The 16,345-nt window shown below is 70.8% G+C and carries 12 protein-coding genes and 1 riboswitch; of the genes, 7 read left to right on the top strand and 5 right to left on the bottom strand.

The annotated features are described in order from the left end of the window. Nucleotides 1-67 precede the first annotated feature (67 nt). Nucleotides 68-1,324 (bottom strand): citrate synthase, encoded by a 1,257-nt coding sequence (locus ACIA8X_RS34035; RefSeq protein ID WP_393456586.1) that lies wholly within the window; start codon nt 1,322-1,324, stop codon nt 68-70. A 108-nt stretch (nt 1,325-1,432) separates the two neighbouring features. Between ACIA8X_RS34035 and ACIA8X_RS34030 the strand changes: the two genes are divergently transcribed. Beyond that, on the top strand, nt 1,433-2,599 hold the full coding sequence (locus ACIA8X_RS34030) for a citrate synthase/methylcitrate synthase (RefSeq protein WP_393456589.1): 1,167 nt from the start codon (nt 1,433-1,435) through the stop codon (nt 2,597-2,599). A 170-nt stretch (nt 2,600-2,769) separates the two neighbouring features. Here ACIA8X_RS34030 and ACIA8X_RS34025 read toward each other — a convergent pair whose 3' ends face one another. Then, nucleotides 2,770-3,006 (bottom strand): hypothetical protein, encoded by a 237-nt coding sequence (locus ACIA8X_RS34025; protein WP_328422532.1) that lies wholly within the window; start codon nt 3,004-3,006, stop codon nt 2,770-2,772. A 145-nt stretch (nt 3,007-3,151) separates the two neighbouring features. Then, complete coding sequence (locus ACIA8X_RS34020) at nt 3,152-3,703, bottom strand: DUF6082 family protein (protein ID WP_393456592.1); 552 nt, start codon at nt 3,701-3,703, stop codon at nt 3,152-3,154. Nucleotides 3,704-4,024: 321 nt separating this feature from the next. Between ACIA8X_RS34020 and ACIA8X_RS34015 the strand changes: the two genes are divergently transcribed. Continuing rightward, entirely contained in the window at nt 4,025-5,161 is a 1,137-nt protein-coding gene (locus tag ACIA8X_RS34015; RefSeq protein ID WP_399459913.1) for a CobW family GTP-binding protein, read from the top strand. On the opposite strand, the gene ACIA8X_RS34010 is transcribed toward ACIA8X_RS34015, so the two are convergent. Beyond that, entirely contained in the window at nt 5,158-7,614 is a 2,457-nt protein-coding gene (locus tag ACIA8X_RS34010; protein WP_393456598.1) for a DNA topoisomerase (ATP-hydrolyzing) subunit A, read from the bottom strand. The genes ACIA8X_RS34015 and ACIA8X_RS34010 overlap by 4 nt on opposite strands. A 395-nt stretch (nt 7,615-8,009) precedes the next feature. On the opposite strand from ACIA8X_RS34010, the gene ACIA8X_RS34005 reads away from it, so the two are divergent. From ACIA8X_RS34005 to ACIA8X_RS33990, 4 genes are all read left to right on the top strand, one after another. Further along, nucleotides 8,010-9,353 carry a M16 family metallopeptidase gene (locus ACIA8X_RS34005; protein ID WP_393456601.1) on the top strand — a complete coding sequence of 448 codons (1,344 nt, stop codon included), beginning with the start codon at nt 8,010-8,012 and terminating at the stop codon, nt 9,351-9,353. Then, complete coding sequence (locus tag ACIA8X_RS34000) at nt 9,350-10,738, top strand: M16 family metallopeptidase (RefSeq protein ID WP_393456604.1); 1,389 nt, start codon at nt 9,350-9,352, stop codon at nt 10,736-10,738. Before ACIA8X_RS34005 ends, ACIA8X_RS34000 begins: the two co-directional genes overlap by 4 nt. A gap of 212 nt (nt 10,739-10,950) precedes the next feature. Further along, a riboswitch (cyclic di-AMP (ydaO/yuaA leader) is annotated at nt 10,951-11,114 on the top strand. Between the two features lie 13 nt (nt 11,115-11,127). Beyond that, nucleotides 11,128-11,913 carry a M23 family metallopeptidase gene (locus tag ACIA8X_RS33995; protein WP_393456607.1) on the top strand — a complete coding sequence of 262 codons (786 nt, stop codon included), beginning with the start codon at nt 11,128-11,130 and terminating at the stop codon, nt 11,911-11,913. A 195-nt stretch (nt 11,914-12,108) separates the two neighbouring features. Next, on the top strand, nt 12,109-12,804 hold the full coding sequence (locus tag ACIA8X_RS33990; protein WP_393456610.1) for a GntR family transcriptional regulator: 696 nt from the start codon (nt 12,109-12,111) through the stop codon (nt 12,802-12,804). Nucleotides 12,805-12,983: 179 nt separating this feature from the next. On the opposite strand, the gene ACIA8X_RS33985 is transcribed toward ACIA8X_RS33990, so the two are convergent. Then, nucleotides 12,984-13,265 carry an HPr family phosphocarrier protein gene (locus ACIA8X_RS33985; RefSeq protein WP_007385204.1) on the bottom strand — a complete coding sequence of 94 codons (282 nt, stop codon included), beginning with the start codon at nt 13,263-13,265 and terminating at the stop codon, nt 12,984-12,986. Nucleotides 13,266-13,443: 178 nt separating this feature from the next. On the opposite strand from ACIA8X_RS33985, the gene ACIA8X_RS33980 reads away from it, so the two are divergent. Beyond that, on the top strand, nt 13,444-16,290 hold the full coding sequence (locus ACIA8X_RS33980; protein WP_393456613.1) for a GNAT family N-acetyltransferase: 2,847 nt from the start codon (nt 13,444-13,446) through the stop codon (nt 16,288-16,290). Nucleotides 16,291-16,345 lie beyond the last annotated feature (55 nt).

The raw sequence follows: 16,345 nt of genomic DNA, 5'->3' as shown, positions 1-16,345 counted from the left end.
GTTCGGGGGCTTCCGTCCTGTTCCCGTACCAGCTCCGGCCCCTGCCCCGTTCCGGTGTGCCGGAGCCCTACTCGGGCAGCGGCTGAGGAGGCTTCGGGCCCGTGTAGTGCCCACTCGGTCGCATACGCAGCGGTCGCTCTCCGTACTCCTCCAGGGCGTGGGCGATCCAGCCCGCGGTACGGGCCACGGCGAAGATCGTCTCTCCTGCTGTGGCGGACATGGCGGAGGAAGCCGTGAACACGGCCAGGGCCAGATCGACGTTGGCGTGCAGCGCAGTGTGGCGGGCGGCCGTGGCGACGATGTCGCGGGCCGCGGCGAGGGCGGGTGCGGAGTGGGGGATCTCCTCCAGGAGTTCGAACAGCACGCGCGCGCGTGGGTCCTCGCCGGGGTAGAGCCGGTGACCGAGCCCCGGAATACGTCGGCCGGCCCGCAGCTCCTCGGCGATGACGGGCCCCGCGTCGCCCCGGTCGAGCACCTCCATGATCAGCTTGTGGGCGAGGCCGCTGGCCGCGCCGTGCAGAGGACCCTCGATCACGCCGAGCCCGGCGGAGACGGCCGCGTAGGCATGCGCGCGGGCCGACGCGGCGACCCGCACGGCGAGGGTCGAGGCGGCCAGGTCGTGATCGACGAGCAGGGCGAGTGCCGTGTCCAGGACGCGCAGCGCGGCCTCGTCGGCGGGCCGTCCGCTCAGCCGGCCCCAGAGGCGGTGGGCGATTGAGCCCTCGTCGCGATAGGTGAACCCCGCAGGTGTGAGGGCGGCGACGAGGGTCGGGATGAGGGTGCGGGCGGTGCCGAGCACGGCCTCCTCGGACAGGTCGAAGCGCAGCGGGTCCACCGACGCGGCGGCGATTGCGGCGACCCGCAACCGGTCGGTGGGACCGGCGTGTTCGGGCAGGGCGTCGACGGCGCGACGGGCGGCGGCAACGGAGGTCTCGGGGGCGGAGAAGCTGATGCCGCGGCGCAACCGGCCGGTCCAGAGCCACTCGGCGACCTCTTCATAGGAGTGCCGGGCGGCCAGTTCGGTCGCGTCCACGCCCCGGAAGTAGTAACGGTCGGTGTCGATGAACGTCAGGCGGGTCCGCACCGACAGCTCGCCGCCGGATCCGGAACCGCCCGCACTCTCCCGCTTGTTGCGCCGGGCGAGCGTCTCCACCTCCTTCGCGTCGAAGGAGCTGCCCCGGCCGCCGGGCGCACGGCGGCTGCTGAGGTGACCGCGGCTCACGTACGCGTACACGGTCTCGGGCTTCACGCCGAGCAGCTCGGCGGCTTCCCGGGTGGTCAGTCGCCGCCCTGCGGGTCCGGGGCCGGGTTCTTGATCGCGCATGGGGTCACCGTATCCAGAACGCTGGATGTTGATCCTAACATTGACTCAATCAACATTGACAGAGAAAGAGTCAAGCATGGACAGTCGAATCAAGTCCAGGGAGGAATCATGTCCGTCAACAGGTCAGCAGCCGGGCTCGTCGAGGTGCCACGTGGACTCGCGGGCGTCGTCGTCACAGACACCGAGATCGGCGACGTCCGAGGGCTCGAGGGCTTCTACCACTACCGCCAGTACTCGGCCGTCGAACTCGCACAGGCCCGCCCCTTCGAGGACGTCTGGTATCTGCTGGTCCACGGTGAACTGCCGGACGCCGAACGCGCCGCCGCCTTCGCCGCCGAGGCCGCCGCCCTGCGGCGGCTGCCCGACGAGGTGCGGGCGGCCCTGCCAGCGATCGCGGCGGCGAGCGGACGCTCCGGCCCACTGGCGGGCCTGCGTACCGCGCTGTCCCTGCTCGGCGGGGCGAAGGGCTTCCGGCCGGTGTACGACATCGACGCCGACGAGCGCCTCCGGGACACCCTCGTCGCGGCCGCGGTCGTACCGACGCTGCTCACCGCACTGCATCGGCTGGGCGGAGGGCTCGACCCTGTTGAGCCGCGCGAGGATCTCTCGTACGCGGCGAACTACCTGTACATGTTGACCGGCTCGGAGCCCGATCCGAGGAGGACGCGGGCGATCGAGCAATACTTGATCTCAACCATTGACCATGGATTCAACGCGTCAACCTTCACGGCCCGCGTCATCACATCCACGGGTGCGGACGTCGCGGCCTGCCTCGTCGGAGCCGTGGGCGCGCTGTCGGGGCCGCTGCACGGCGGTGCGCCCAGTCGTGCGCTGGACACCCTTGACGCGATCGGCACCCCCGACCGCATCGACTCCTGGATCCGCGAACGCGTTCTCGCCGGCGACCGCATCATGGGCTTCGGCCACCCCGTCTACCGCACCGAGGACCCCCGCTCCCGGATGCTCCGCGAGATCGCCCAGAGCTTCGGCGGTCCGCGCGTCGAGTTCGCCGTAGAGGTCGAACGCCGCGTGGAGGCGATCCTCGCCGCGCTGAAGCCCGGCCGCGAACTCCACACGAACGTCGAGTTCTACGCGGGTGTGGTCATGGAACTGTGCGGTCTGCCGCGGGAGATGTTCACACCCACGTTCGCTGCGGCGCGGGTCGTGGGCTGGAGCGCCAACATCCTGGAACAATCACAGGACTCGAAGATCATCAGGCCGGTGGCTCGGTATGTGGGGCCGGGGGCGCCGGTGACGGTGCCGGAGGCGGCCTGAGAAACGCGTGTGGCCTGGTGCCGTTCTGGCGCCAGGCCTCATCGGTGGGGATCGAGCAGTTACGGGGTGCCGGCTGCTCGCCGGGTCGGTGGTCCGGCTCGCTCAACGGTTGTGCGCGGCCGGGGGCGTGACGGTACGAGTCTGGGTGGACGCGTGCTCGTGCGGTGGACTCAGGCGTCGGGGATGTCTGCCTTGGCGCGGATGAGAGTCTCCCGGCTGACGATGACGATGCGCTCGTAGTCGGCGCGGGCGGCATCGGCGGGCAGCTCCGGCTCAAGCGCCTCGGTGGCCTCGGTGCCGATGACGGCGAAGTTGCCGTCGCTGAGTTCGAATACGTCGGGGCAGTTGGCTCCCGAAGTACTGCCACGGGCGCTCGGAGGCACACCGATACGGCGCACGATTTTCAAGGGTTACCGGTCCTTCGAAAGTTCTGGGGCGGCGTGATTGGGCAGCACCTTACTGGGCTTCATGGGGAGTGTGCGGCTGCACGGCGAAGTGTCCCCTCGGCTGTGCCCCTGATGCCTGAGAGTTGACCGGTCTGGGCAACCTGGATCACAGGGGCGGCGGGTCGCCGACCACCCACCATGATTCGGTGTCAGCCTCGTCGAGGTCCTTGATGAGCTTGTCCACCATGCGACCGATCCGCGCCTCGTCCGATGCCGGTTCCAGGCTGGCGCGCTGTCCTTGGGAGGCTTCCCAGTATTCGCGCAGGACAGGGCTCTGGAAGATCTCCCGCAGACGTCCGAACAGCTCGTCCTGGTCCACGATCCCCATCCGGTAGAGGTGGTAGAGGTTGACGTACCAGGCATTTGCGTAAAAGAACTGCCGCCTCTTCTCCACCGGGATGCTCTTGTCATAGGTGTCGATCACGGCGGCCAGCGAGGGGTCGTCGATCGCCTTCGCCAGCAGCTCCCAGTGCATTCGTTGCTGGTGCGCCAGAGCCTTGCGGCGGGAAGCCAGCTCTTCGAGTTCCAGCCGCTTCACCTGCAGGCGAGCTTCCTCCAGGCGTCGCTGGCGCGCGGCCAGCGTTATCCCGGCGGTGGCGAGCATCAGACCGGCCGCGGCGGAGCCCAGCCTCCTCGCGGCGTTCTTCTTTGTGGCCATGTCAACCCCCGAATCAGGCGGCCGTCCGCCGGTCGTCGGGATGCGGGTCGACTGGAGGGGACCGGCGAGCGATGGGCGGCGCTTGCCGTCTCCCAGAGTGCCGAGCGGCTCTGATCGGCGGGGGAGGCGGAGAGGAGGCGCACGGAGGGAAGCGAGGGTCGCACACTCCGGCGCCTTGCCCAACGTCTGCCCGGCAAGTGCTGCTAACAATCGTTCACTTCGCGGAGATTCTTCCGGCTCGTATCCTGGGTCGGCATTCAATCCTCGTACGTGCGCCGAACCGCGAGCCGGTGCACCCGTCGGCGTGAGAGAGGTCGCACGTTGAGTCAGCCGAGCCAGGGGCCGCAGCAGATTCCGGTCGTCGTACTCGCCGGATTCCTGGGCTCCGGCAAGACCACGCTCCTCAACCACCTCCTCCACCGCAGCGGAGGCACCCGCATCGGCGCCGTCGTCAACGACTTCGGCGCCATCGAGATCGACGCCATGGCCGTCGCCGGCGCGCTCGGCGACTCCACCGTCTCCCTCGGCAACGGCTGCCTGTGCTGCGCCGTCGACGCCAGTGAGCTGGACGTCTACCTGGAGCGGCTCGCCCGGCCGTCCACCGGCATCGACGTCATCGTCATCGAGGCCAGCGGGCTCGCCGAGCCGCAGGAACTCGTGCGCATGGTGCTCGCCAGTGAGCATCCGGGCATCGTGTACGGCGGGCTCGTCGAGGTCGTCGACGCGGCCGAGTTCGACGACACGCGCGCGAAGCACCCCGAGATCGACCGGCACCTCGCCCTTGCCGACCTCGTCGTCGTCAACAAGCTCGACCGGGCGGCGGACGGTGAGCGCGTCCTCGGGCTGGTCCGCGAGCTCACCGACCGCGCCGCCGTCGTCCCCGCCACCTACGCCCGGATCGACCCCGAGTTCCTCTTCGAGTGCAGGCCCAGCCAGGAGCGCATCGGGCAGTTGTCCTTCGACGACTTGCACGAGCACCACGAGCACCACGAGCACCACGAGGATCACGAGTCTCATGACGACCACGAGTCACACGTGGGCCACGAGTCCCACGGGGACCACACCGGCCATCTGCACGCCGGCTACGACAGCCTGTCCTTCACCTCCGAAGTCGCCCTCGACCCGCGCCGGTTGATCGCCTTTCTCGACACCAGGCCGGAGGGGCTGTACCGGATCAAGGGGTACGTCGACTTCGGGCCGAACGACGTACGCAACCGGTACGCCGTCCACGCCGTCGGCCGCTTCCTGCGCTTCTACCCGGAGCCCTGGGCGAACGCCGACGCTCGCCTCACCCAGCTCGTGCTCATCGGCTCCGGCATCGACGCGTCCGCCCTCGGTAAGGAGTTGGAGGCGTGCAAGAGCGACGCCCCACAAGCCGACGAGCACGGCATGTGGGGCGTTCTGCGCTATGTACAGGACCCGGAGGGCCCGTCGGAAGGGCCCTCCGGGGAGGCCTAGAACGGTCCCGCCACCACCGCCACCGTCTTCGGCAGTGATACGCCCGAGCCGTCGCGGCGCGGGTCCATCTCCGGGAGGTCGGCCGGGGTGCCGTTCTTCTGCGCGGCCCGCGCCGGGGCGGCACCCGCCCAGGCCACGGACAGACAGTCCTCGCCCTTCAGGAACCGCTGGCAGCGCACACCCCCTGTGGCACGGCCCTTGCGGGGGTACTGGTCGAACGGGGTCAGCTTGGCGGTCGTCTGGACGGAGTCGTCGAGCGTGCCGCGCGAGCCCGCGACCGTGAACACCACCGCGTCGGCCGCCGGGTCGACCGCGGTGAAGGAGATGACCTTCGCGCCCTCGGTGAGCTTGATGCCCGCCACGCCGCCGGCGGGACGGCCCTGCGGGCGGACCTGCGCGGCCTGGTAGCGCAGCAGCTGTGCGTCGTCGGTGATGAAGACCAGGTCCTCCTCACCGGTGCGCAGCTCGATCGCGCCGACGATCCGGTCGCCCTCCTTGAGGGTGATGACCTCCAGCTCCTCCTTGTTGGACGGGTAGTCGGGCACCACACGCTTGACGACGCCCTGTTCCGTGCCGAGCGCCAGGCCCGGGGAGGACTCGTCGAGCGTGATCAGGCAGACCAGTGTTTCGCCGTCCTCGAGGGAGACGAACTCCGACACCGGCGCACCGCCCGAGAGGTTCGGTCTGGACGCCGTCTCCGGCAGTTGGGGCAGATCGATGACGTTGATCCGGAGCAGACGGCCCGTGGACGTCACGGCGCCCACCTCGCCGCGAGCCGTGGCCGGTACGGCCGAGACGATCACGTCGTGCTTGGTGCGCCGCGCCTCGCCGTCCTCCGCGAAGGGGTCGCCGTTCGCCGTACGGGCCAGCAGACCCGTCGACGACAGCAGCACCCGGCACGGGTCGTCCGCCACCTGCAGCGACGCGGCGGCGACCGGGGCGCCCGCCGACTCCAGCAGGACCGTACGCCGCTCCGTGCCGAACTTCTTGGCGACCGCGGCCAGTTCGGTGGAGACCAGCTTGCGCAGCTCCGCGTCCGAGTCGAGGATCCGGGTCAGTTCGGCGATCTCCTCGCCCAGCCGGTCCTTCTCCGCCTCCAGCTCGATGCGGTCGTACCTGGTGAGACGACGCAGCGGCGTGTCGAGGATGTACTGGGTCTGGATCTCGCTCAGCGAGAAGTGCTCCATCAGGCGCTCCTTCGCCTGTGCGGAGTTCTCGCTGGACCGGATCAGGCGGATGACCTCGTCGATGTCCAGCAGCGCGGTGAGCAGGCCCTCGACCAGGTGGAGGCGGTCGCGGCGCTTGCTGCGACGGAACTCGCTGCGGCGCCGGACGACCTCGAAGCGGTGGTCGAGGTAGACCTCCAGGAGTTCCTTGAGGCCCAGGGTGAGGGGCTGGCCGTCGACCAGAGCGACGTTGTTGATGCCGAAGGACTCCTCCATCGGCGTCAGCTTGTACAGCTGCTCCAGGACCGCCTCCGGCACGAAGCCGTTCTTGATCTCGATGACCAGGCGCAGGCCGTGCTCGCGGTCGGTGAGGTCCTTGACGTCGGCGATTCCCTGGATCTTCTTCGAGCCGACCAGGTCCTTGATCTTGGCGATCACCTTCTCCGGGCCGACCGTGAAGGGCAACTCGGTGATGACCAGGCCCTTGCGGCGTGCGGTCACCGTCTCCACGGACACGGTGGCACGGATCTTGAAGGTGCCCCGGCCCGACTCGTACGCGTCCCGGATGCCGGAGAGGCCGACGATCCGGCCGCCGGTGGGCAGGTCGGGGCCGGGGACGTACTTCATCAGGGCGTCCAGATCCGCGTTCGGGTAGCGGATCAGATGGCGGGCCGCCGCGATGACCTCGGCGAGGTTGTGCGGCGGCATGTTCGTGGCCATGCCCACCGCGATGCCGGACGCGCCGTTGACGAGGAGGTTAGGGAAGGCGGCGGGCAGGGCGACCGGCTCCCGCTCCTGGCCGTCGTAGTTCGGGGTGAAGTCGACCGTGTCCTCGTCGATCGACTCCGTCATCAGGCTGGTCGCCTGGGCCTGCCGGCACTCGGTGTACCGCATGGCGGCCGGCGGGTCGTCGTTGCCCAGCGAGCCGAAGTTGCCGTGGCCGTCGACGAGCGGCACGCGCATGGAGAACGGCTGCGCCATGCGCACCAGGGCGTCGTAGATCGACGCGTCGCCGTGCGGGTGCAACTTACCCATGACCTCGCCGACCACGCGCGCGCACTTCACATACCCGCGGTCGGGGCGCAGCCCCATCTCGTTCATCTGGTAGACGATGCGGCGGTGCACCGGCTTGAGGCCGTCCCGGGCGTCGGGCAGGGCTCGGGAGTAGATGACCGAGTACGCGTACTCGAGGAAGGAGCCCTGCATCTCGTCGACGACGTCGATGTCGAGGATCCGCTCCTCGAACGAGTCGTCGGGCGGCGGGGTCTTCGTGCTGCGGCGGGCCATCGCTGCCGGCTCCTTGCTGAAGCGTTGACGGGATCTGACGCGGACCATTGTGGACCGCGGCACTGACAACCACCGACCAGGACCCGATGTTGGGTTCCCACCCGGCGTCCGAGAAGTGTCACCGACGCACGCACCGACCTGCGACCGAGGGTGCCCGGATCGACGTGGGCGGCGACCGTTCGGGGAAGGCAAGCAGGCGCCGCGCGGCCGTTCACTCGCCGGAGTGATCGAGCGCCGTTCTCCCCGGCGCCGCCCTGCCCATCTTCACCCCCGTACAGGCACGGCGTTCTGACCGGGAACTTCGCCGACCCTTCGGACGCTGCATACAGTGGCAGGAACTGAGCACGAACTGCTCGACACAACGCAGTGCACGCGACCGGAAGGACACCTTGCCCATGGGTCACACGGCCACACCGGAGGCACAATCCGGCGGCCTCACCGCGACGGAGCACCGCCTGGCCAACGGCCTGCGCGTGGTGCTCTCCGAGGACCACCTCACGCCGGTCGCCGCGGTCTGTCTCTGGTACGACGTCGGCTCCCGCCACGAGGTCAAGGGCCGTACCGGACTCGCCCACCTCTTCGAGCACCTCATGTTCCAGGGCTCGAGCAGCGTGAAGGGCACGGGCCACTTCGAGCTCGTCCAGGGCGCGGGCGGCTCACCGAACGGCACGACCAGCTTCGAGCGCACCAACTACTTCGAGACCATGCCCGCCCACCAGCTGGAGCTCGCGCTCTGGCTGGAGGCCGACCGCATGGGCAGCCTCCTGGTGGCGCTCGACGAGGAGGGCCTGGAGAACCAGCGGGACGTCGTCAAGAACGAGCGCCGCCAGCGCTACGACAACGTCCCGTACGGCACCGCCTTCGAGAAGCTGACCGCGCTGTCGTACCCCGACGGACACCCGTACCACCACACGCCGATCGGCTCGATGGCTGACCTGGACGCGGCCAGCCTGGAGGACGCCCGCGCGTTCTTCCGCACCTACTACGCGCCCAACAACGCCGTCCTGTCGATCGTCGGCGACATCGACCCGGAGCAGACGCTCGCCTGGGTCGAGAAGTACTTCGGCACCATCCCGGCCCACGACGGCAAGCCCGAGCCGCGCGACGGCTCGCTGCCCGAGACCATCGGCGAGCAGCTGCGCGAGGTCGTCGAGGAGAACGTCCCCGCGCGCGCGATGATGGCCGCCTACCGGCTCCCGGAGGACGGCACGCGCGACGCCGACGCGGCCGACCTCGCGCTGACGGTCCTCGGCGGCGGCGAGTCCTCGCGCCTCTACAACCGGCTCGTACGCCGCGACCGTACGGCCGTGGCGGCCGGGTTCGGTCTGCTGCGCCTGGCCGGTGCGCCCTCCCTGGGCTGGCTGGACGTGAAGACCTCCGGCGACGTCGAGGTCCCCGTGATCGAGGCGGCCGTCGACGAGGAGCTCGCCCGCTTCGCGGCGGAGGGCCCCACCGCCGAGGAGATGGAGCGCGCGCAGGCCCAGCTGGAGCGCGAGTGGCTGGACCGGCTCGGCACCGTCGCGGGCCGCGCCGACGAACTGTGCCGGTACGCCGTCCTGTTCGGCGACCCGCAGCTTGCGTTCACCGCCGTACAGCGTGTCCTCGACGTCACCGCCGAGGAGGTCAAGGCGGTCGCCAAGGCCCGTCTGCGCCCCGACAACCGCGCGGTGCTCGTGTACGAGCCGACCCAGGCCGAGGACGCCGAGACCACCGACGAGAACGAGGAGTCGGCGCAGTGACCGAGCTCGCCAGCATGGAGTTCCACCCGCAGCCCCAGGCCGGCGAGGCCCGGCCCTGGGCGTTCCCGGCACCCGAGCGCGGCAAGCTGGACAACGGCCTGACGGTCCTGCGCTGCCACCGCCCCGGCCAGCAGGTCGTAGCCGTCGAGGTGCTCCTGGACACGCCCCTGGACGCCGAGCCGAAGGGCCTCGACGGCATCGCCACGATCATGGCGCGTGCCCTCTCCGAGGGCACCGACAAGCACACGGCGGAGGAGTTCGCCGCCGAGCTGGAGCGCTGCGGCGCCACCCTCGACGCGTTCGCCGACCACCCCGGTGTCCGGGTCAGCCTCGAAGTGCCCGTCTCCCGCCTGCCCAAGGCGCTCGGCCTGCTCGCCGATGCCCTCAGGGCACCCGCGTTCGACGATGCCGAGGTCGAGCGCCTGGTGCGCAACCGGCTCGACGAGATCCCGCACGAGATGGCCAACCCCTCGCGCCGCGCCGCCAAGGAGCTCTCCAAGGAGCTGTTCCCGGCGACCTCGCGCATGTCCCGCCCGCGCCAGGGCACCGAGGACACGGTCGCGGGCATCGACTCCGCGGGCGTACGCGCCTTCTACGAGCGGCACGTCCGCCCCGCCACCTCCACCGTGGTGGTCGTCGGCGACCTCACCGGAGTCGACCTCGACGCCCTGCTCGGCGACACCCTCGGCGCCTGGACCGGCTCCCCGGCCGAGCCGCGGCCCGTCCCGCCGGTGACGGCGGACGACACCGGCCGCGTCGTCATCGTGGACCGCCCCGGTTCCGTCCAGACGCAGCTGCTGATCGGCCGGATCGGCCCCGACCGGCACGACCGCGTGTGGCCCGCGCAGGTGCTCGGCACGTACTGCCTCGGCGGCACCCTCACCTCACGCCTGGACAAGGTCCTGCGCGAGGAGAAGGGCTACACCTACGGTGTGCGCGCGTTCGGGCAGGTCATGCGCTCGGCCCCGGACGGCACGGGCGCGGCGATGCTGGCCATCAGCGGCTCCGTCGACACCCCGAACACCGGTCCCGCGCTGCAGGACCTCTGGACGGTGCTGCGGGGCGTCGCAGACGGTGGCCTCACCGACGCCGAGCGGGACTTCGCCGTGCAGAACCTCGTCGGGGTGGCGCCGCTGAAGTACGAGACCGCCGCCTCCGTGGCGAACACGCTGGCCGACCAGGTCGAGCAGCACCTGCCCGACGACTACCAGGCGACGCTGTACCAGCAGCTCGCCGCGACCGGCACCGTCGAGGCCACCGCCGCGGCGGTGAGCGCCTTCCCGGCGGACCGTCTGGTGACGATCCTCGTCGGCGACGCGGCCGAGATCCGGGAGCCCGTCGAGGCCCTCGGCATCGGTGAAGTCACCGTCGTGTCGGCCGAGTAGAGGACCGACACAGCGCCGGCCGACGGCGCGCGCGTAGGGGCCCTGGTGACCGGAGAGTCACCAGGGCTCCCTTATGCCCGAATTGAGGGAGAGGTTGCCTGTCTGGCCTGTGGGATGCGCTACAAAAGCCGCGATCCGTTTGGGGATTGAAAGACGTCCCGCTTAGCGTCTTCCGGGCTGTCCGTCAGGCAGTGCGCCGCGCCCGCGGCACCGGACAGTCATCGCCGAGTCCCCCTACGGCGCGAGCCAGGGGAGCCGGGGACCCACCCGTAGTCCCTGGGGTGAATCGGACGCCCGCGCGTGAGCGAGGGGGCCCGTAGGAGACCTTCCTGCTCCGAACCCGTCAGCTAACCCGGTAGGCGAGAAGGAAGGAAAGGACCAGCCACTTCATGGCGTTCAGCTGCGCCACCGGGACGAGCCGTCCCACCGGGAAGCACCGTCGTCCCAGCCGGATCGAGCGCTCCACCGCCCGTGCGGCGGGAGTCGCCGCTCTCACCGCCACCGGCGTCATAGGCACCCTGGCCGCCCCCGCGCTCGCCGCGGAGCCCGCCGCCGAGCAGACCGGCCTCATCCCCGTCATCAGCGTCGACAACTCGATCGCCGACCAGATCGACGCCCAGGCCGCCGCGCAGGAGCAGGCCGCCCAGGAGGCCGCGGCCCTGAAGAAGGCCGCCCAGGAGGCCGCGCGCAAGAAGGCGGCCGAGAAGGCCGAGAAGGAGCGCGAGGCCAAGGAGCGCGCCGCCCGCGAGGCCGAGCGCAAGCGCCTGCTGTCCTACGTCGCCCCGATCTCGGGCTCGTACGTCTCCACCGGCTACAAGGCCGGCGGTGCCGTCTGGTCCTCCGGCAGCCACACGGGCGTCGACTTCCACGCCGCCAGCGGCACGTCCGTCCACGCGGTCGGCTCCGGCACCGTCGTGGAGGCCGGCTGGGGAGGGTCGTACGGCAACCAGGTCGTGATCAAGATGAACGACGGCACGTACACCCAGTACGGCCACATGTCGTCCCTCGGCGTCTCGGTGGGCCAGACCGTCACCCCGGGCCAGCAGATCGGCCTGTCCGGCGCCACCGGCAACGTCACCGGACCTCATCTGCACTTCGAGGCCCGCACGACGGCGGAGTACGGCTCCGACATCGACCCCGTCTCCTACCTCCGCTCGCACGGCGTGAACCTCTGACGCCTCCCCGACGCGCACTCCGTTCCCCGAAGCCCCGGCTCCCCGAGCCGGGGCTTTCGGCGTTTCGCAACCCCTGCTGTCCAAAAAATATCCATGGATTCCGGCCCGCCGTCGGAAATTCCGGCCGGTTGCAATAGAGTCACTGAACACACGTCATTCGTCGACGTTTCACGGGGATTAAGGCGGAGGTCGGTCATGCGTATTCCGGCGCATTCGGTGTGCACGGCGATCCGGGACGACATCGTCGCCGGTGTCTACGAGCGTGGCGGCCGGCTCACCGAGGAACTCCTCGCGCGCCGCTACGGCGTCTCCCGCGTCCCCGTGCGGGAGGCCCTGCGCACCCTGGAGGCGGAGGGCTTCGTGGTGACCCGGAGGCACGCGGGCGCGTGCGTCGCCGAACCGACCGAGCGGGAGGCCGCCGACCTGCTGGAGATGCGCACCCTCCTGGAGCCGCTCGGCGCCGCCCGGGCCGCCCAGCGGCGCACCGAGGCCCATCTGAAGGTGCTGCGCGGCCTGGTCAGGCTGGGCCAGGAGCGGGCCAGGCGGGGAAACAGCGAGGATCTGCGCTCCCTGGGCGGCTGGTTCCACGAGACGCTGGCCCAGGCCTCCGGCAGCCCCGCGCTGACCTCGACGCTGACCCAGCTGCGCCACAAGATCGCCTGGATGTACGCCGTGGAGTCGTCGGCCAACCCCGCGGAGTCCTGGACCGAGCACGGCGCGATCGTGGACGCGGTGGCGCGCGGCGACAGTGAACGCGCCCGCGCGATCACGGCGCTGCACACCGAGCGCGCGACCTCCGCACACCGGCTGCGGTTCGGCTCCGGCGGTGATCGCGCGGAGCGCGTGAGGAATTCGCAACATCCCGTAAACATGCCGAGCCTGCGGCATTAACAACGGCGCCGTATACAAAGAGGAGATATTCGGAGGCGGGGAATTTCCGCTGCCCTTTTTCAGATGCGCTGCCACCGTTCCGTGAATTCCGTGGGCGCCTGTCCGGAAACAGCGAAGCCGCGTCTGCCGGAAAGGCGGACGCGGCTTCACCGTTTGCTACGGAGACCCGCTCAGGTCATTCAGACCGTCTCGGGCAGCTCCTCGAGGCCCTCGGCGACCAGCTTCGCGAGGCGGTCGAGGGCGGCGTCCGCGCCCTCGGCGTCGGAGGCGAGGACGATCTCCTCGCCGCCCTGGGCACCCAGGCCCAGAACAGCCAGCATGGAGGCCGCGTTGACGGGGTTGCCGTCGGCCTTGGCGATCGTCACCGGGATACCTGCGGCCGTGGCGGCCCGGACGAAGATGGAAGCGGGGCGGGCGTGGAGACCCTCGGCCCAGCCGACGTTGACGCGGCGCTCAGCCATGTGATGCTGCCCTTCACTGTTCAGGGTTGTCTAGACCAGTTTCCCACACCCGTGAAGCATGCCGGGAGGGACGGAACGTCCCTCCTCCGATGGCTGTCGGGTCGCGGCCTCGATCCGACATACGTCCTCCACAGACTGCCTCGCGCCGTTGTCGTACGCGAGCCGTACTCTGGGCCCCATGCAGAGCGCCTCGGACCGGCACGAGTACCCCGCCCACTGGGAAGCCGACGTGGTGCTGCGCGACGGCGGCACCGCGCGCATCCGCCCCATCACCGTTGATGACGCCGAGCGCCTGGTCAGCTTCTACGAGCAGGTGTCGGACGAGTCGAAGTACTACCGCTTCTTCGCGCCCTACCCGCGACTGTCCGCGAAGGACGTCCACCGCTTCACGCACCACGACTTTGTGGACCGGGTGGGACTCGCGGCCACGGTGGGCGGCGAGTTCATCGCCACCGTACGCTACGACCGGATCGGCGCCGACGGAATGCCCGCGTCGGCACCCGCCGACGAGGCCGAGGTCGCCTTCCTCGTCCAGGACGCCCACCAGGGGCGCGGCGTCGCCTCCGCCCTCCTCGAACACATCGGCGCGGTCGCGCGCGAGCGCGACATCCGCCGCTTCGCCGCCGAAGTGCTGCCCGCCAACAGCAAGATGATCAAGGTGTTCACGGACGCCGGGTACACCCAGAAGCGCAGCTTCGAGGACGGCGTCGTCCGCCTGGAGTTCGACCTGGAGCCCACCGACCGCTCGCTCGCCGTGCAGTACGCGCGCGAGCAGCGCGCCGAGGCCCGGTCCGTGCGGCGGCTGCTGGTGCCCGGCTCCGTCGCCGTGATCGGCGCCGGCCGCACGCCCGGCGGGGTGGGCCGCAGCGTCCTGGGCAACATCAGGGAAGCCGGGTTCACGGGGCGGGTGTACGCCGTGAACAGGGCGTTCCCGGAGGACCTCAAGGAGTTCGACGGGGTGCCCGCGCACCGCTCCGTGCGGGACATCGAGGAGCAGGTCGACCTCGCGGTGGTAGCCGTGCCGGCCGAGTACGTCCCCGAGGTGGTCACCGAGTGCGGCGAGCACGGCGTGCAGGGGTTGGTCGTGGTCTCCGCCGGGTACGCCGAGAGCGGGCCCGACGGGCGCGAGCGGCAGCGCGAACTCGTACGGCACGCGCGCGCGTACGGCATGCGCATCATCGGACCGAACGCCTTCGGCATCATCAACACCGCAGCCGACGTACGGCTGAACGCCTCACTGGCGCCCCAGATGCCCCGCCCTGGTCGGATCGGCCTGTTCGCCCAGTCCGGCGCGATCGGGATCGCGCTGCTGTCGCGGCTGCACCGACGCGGTGGCGGGGTGACCGGGGTCACAGGCGTGTCCACCTTCGTCTCGTCCGGCAACAGGGCCGACGTGTCCGGCAACGACGTCCTTCAGTACTGGTACGACGACCCGGACACCGAGGTCGTCCTGATGTACCTGGAATCCATCGGCAACCCGCGCAAGTTCACCCGCCTCGCCCGGCGCACAGCGGCGGCCAAACCGCTGGTCGTGGTCCAGGGCGCGCGGCACGGCGGCGCGGCGCCGCAGGGGCACGCCGTACGGGCCACGCGGCTGCCGCACGCCACGGTGTCCGAGCTGCTGCGGCAGGCCGGGGTGATCCGGGTCGACACGATCACCGAGCTGGTGGACGCGGGGCTGCTGCTCGCCCGTCAGCCGCTGCCGGCCGGGCCGCGCGTGGCGATCCTCGGCAACTCCGAGTCGCTGGGGCTGCTGACGTACGACGCATGCCTCTCCGAGGGGCTGCGCCCGCTGCCGCCACTGGATCTGACCACGGGTGCGTCGGCGGCGGACTTCCACGCGGCGTTGTCGCGCGCGCTCGCCGACGAGACGTGCGACGCGGTCGTCGTCACCGCCATCCCGGCGATCGGCGACGCCACGACCGGTGACGCCGAACTGGCGGAGGCCCTGAGGTCGGCGGCCGAGCGGGTGCCCGGGAAGCCGGTGCTGGTGGTGCACGTGGAGCTGGGCGGGCTCGCCGAGGCCCTGTCGGCCGCGGCCAGCACCGCACCACAGGCGAGCGCGAAGGCACCCGGCGTCCCACTCCGCCCCCACCCCTTCCGCCCCCTCGACTTCCTGCCCGAGACACCGCCCGAGCAGCCGGACACCTCGGAAAGCCCCACGCGCCTCATCCCCGCCTACCCCGCGGCCGAGCGCGCCGTCCGCGCCCTCGCCGAAGCCGTCAACTACTCCCGGTGGCGACGCGAGGCGGCCGACCCCGGCAAGGTGCCCGAGTACGAGGACATCGACGAGCGGGGGGCCGCCCAGCTGATCGACGGGCTGCTCGCGCGCGGGCAGGGGCTCACGCTCGGCACCGACGAGACCTGCGACCTGCTCGGGAAGTACGGCATCCAGGTGCACCGCGCCCTGCACGCACCCACCCCCGACGCCGCCGTCGACGCCGCCCACACCCTCGGTTACCCCGTCGCCCTCAAGGCCACCGCCCCCCACCTGAGGCACCGCGCCGACCTCGGCGGCGTACGGCTCGATCTCGCGGACGAGGAGCAACTACGGCGGGCGTACGCCGAGTTGACCACGCTGTTCGGGAAGCCGGAGGAGCTGCGCCCGGTCGTACAGAGCATGGCGCCACGCGGCGTGGACACCGTCGTACGAGCTGTGATCGACCCGGCGGCCGGCGCCGTGCTGTCCTTCGGGCTCGCCGGAGCGGCCTCGCAGTTGCTCGGGGACACGGCGCACCGGCTGATTCCGGTCACCGACCGCGAGGCGACCTCGATCCTCCGGTCGATCCGGACGGCACCGCTCCTGTTCGGCTGGCGCGGCTCCGCACCCGTCGACACACCTGCCCTGGAGGAGCTGCTGCTGCGGGTGTCGCGGCTGGTCGACGATCACCCGGAGGTCGTCGCGGTCACCCTGGAGCCGGTCGTCGTCGCCACGCACGGCCTGAGCGTGCTCGGCGCCTCCGTGCGGCTCGCGCCGCCGCCCGCCCGCGACGACCTGGGGCCGCGCACGCTGCCCGTCTACTGACACGCTGCCCGTCCACCGAGACGTCCGCGCGGACAGCGTCGAGCGGTGCCTCGCA

It is taken from the genome of Streptomyces sp. NPDC051738, from assembly GCF_044453205.1.
Taxonomy (GTDB): Bacteria; Actinomycetota; Actinomycetes; order Streptomycetales; family Streptomycetaceae; genus Streptomyces.
This window is presented reverse-complemented; position numbering and strand designations above follow the sequence as displayed.

Bases quoted from the DNA above. Each gene is read 5' to 3' on its own strand.
- ACIA8X_RS34010 (WP_393456598.1), bottom strand. From the start codon at position 7,614: ATGGCCCGCCGCAGCACGAAGACCCCGCCGCCCGACGACTCGTTCGAG.
- ACIA8X_RS33990 (WP_393456610.1), top strand. From the start codon at position 12,109: ATGCGTATTCCGGCGCATTCGGTGTGCACGGCGATCCGGGACGACATC.
- ACIA8X_RS34005 (WP_393456601.1), top strand. From the start codon at position 8,010: ATGGGTCACACGGCCACACCGGAGGCACAATCCGGCGGCCTCACCGCG.
- ACIA8X_RS33995 (WP_393456607.1), top strand. From the start codon at position 11,128: ATGGCGTTCAGCTGCGCCACCGGGACGAGCCGTCCCACCGGGAAGCAC.
- ACIA8X_RS34020 (WP_393456592.1), bottom strand. From the start codon at position 3,703: ATGGCCACAAAGAAGAACGCCGCGAGGAGGCTGGGCTCCGCCGCGGCC.
- ACIA8X_RS33985 (WP_007385204.1), bottom strand. From the start codon at position 13,265: ATGGCTGAGCGCCGCGTCAACGTCGGCTGGGCCGAGGGTCTCCACGCC.
- ACIA8X_RS33980 (WP_393456613.1), top strand. From the start codon at position 13,444: ATGCAGAGCGCCTCGGACCGGCACGAGTACCCCGCCCACTGGGAAGCC.
- ACIA8X_RS34030 (WP_393456589.1), top strand. From the start codon at position 1,433: ATGTCCGTCAACAGGTCAGCAGCCGGGCTCGTCGAGGTGCCACGTGGA.
- ACIA8X_RS34035 (WP_393456586.1), bottom strand. From the start codon at position 1,324: ATGCGCGATCAAGAACCCGGCCCCGGACCCGCAGGGCGGCGACTGACC.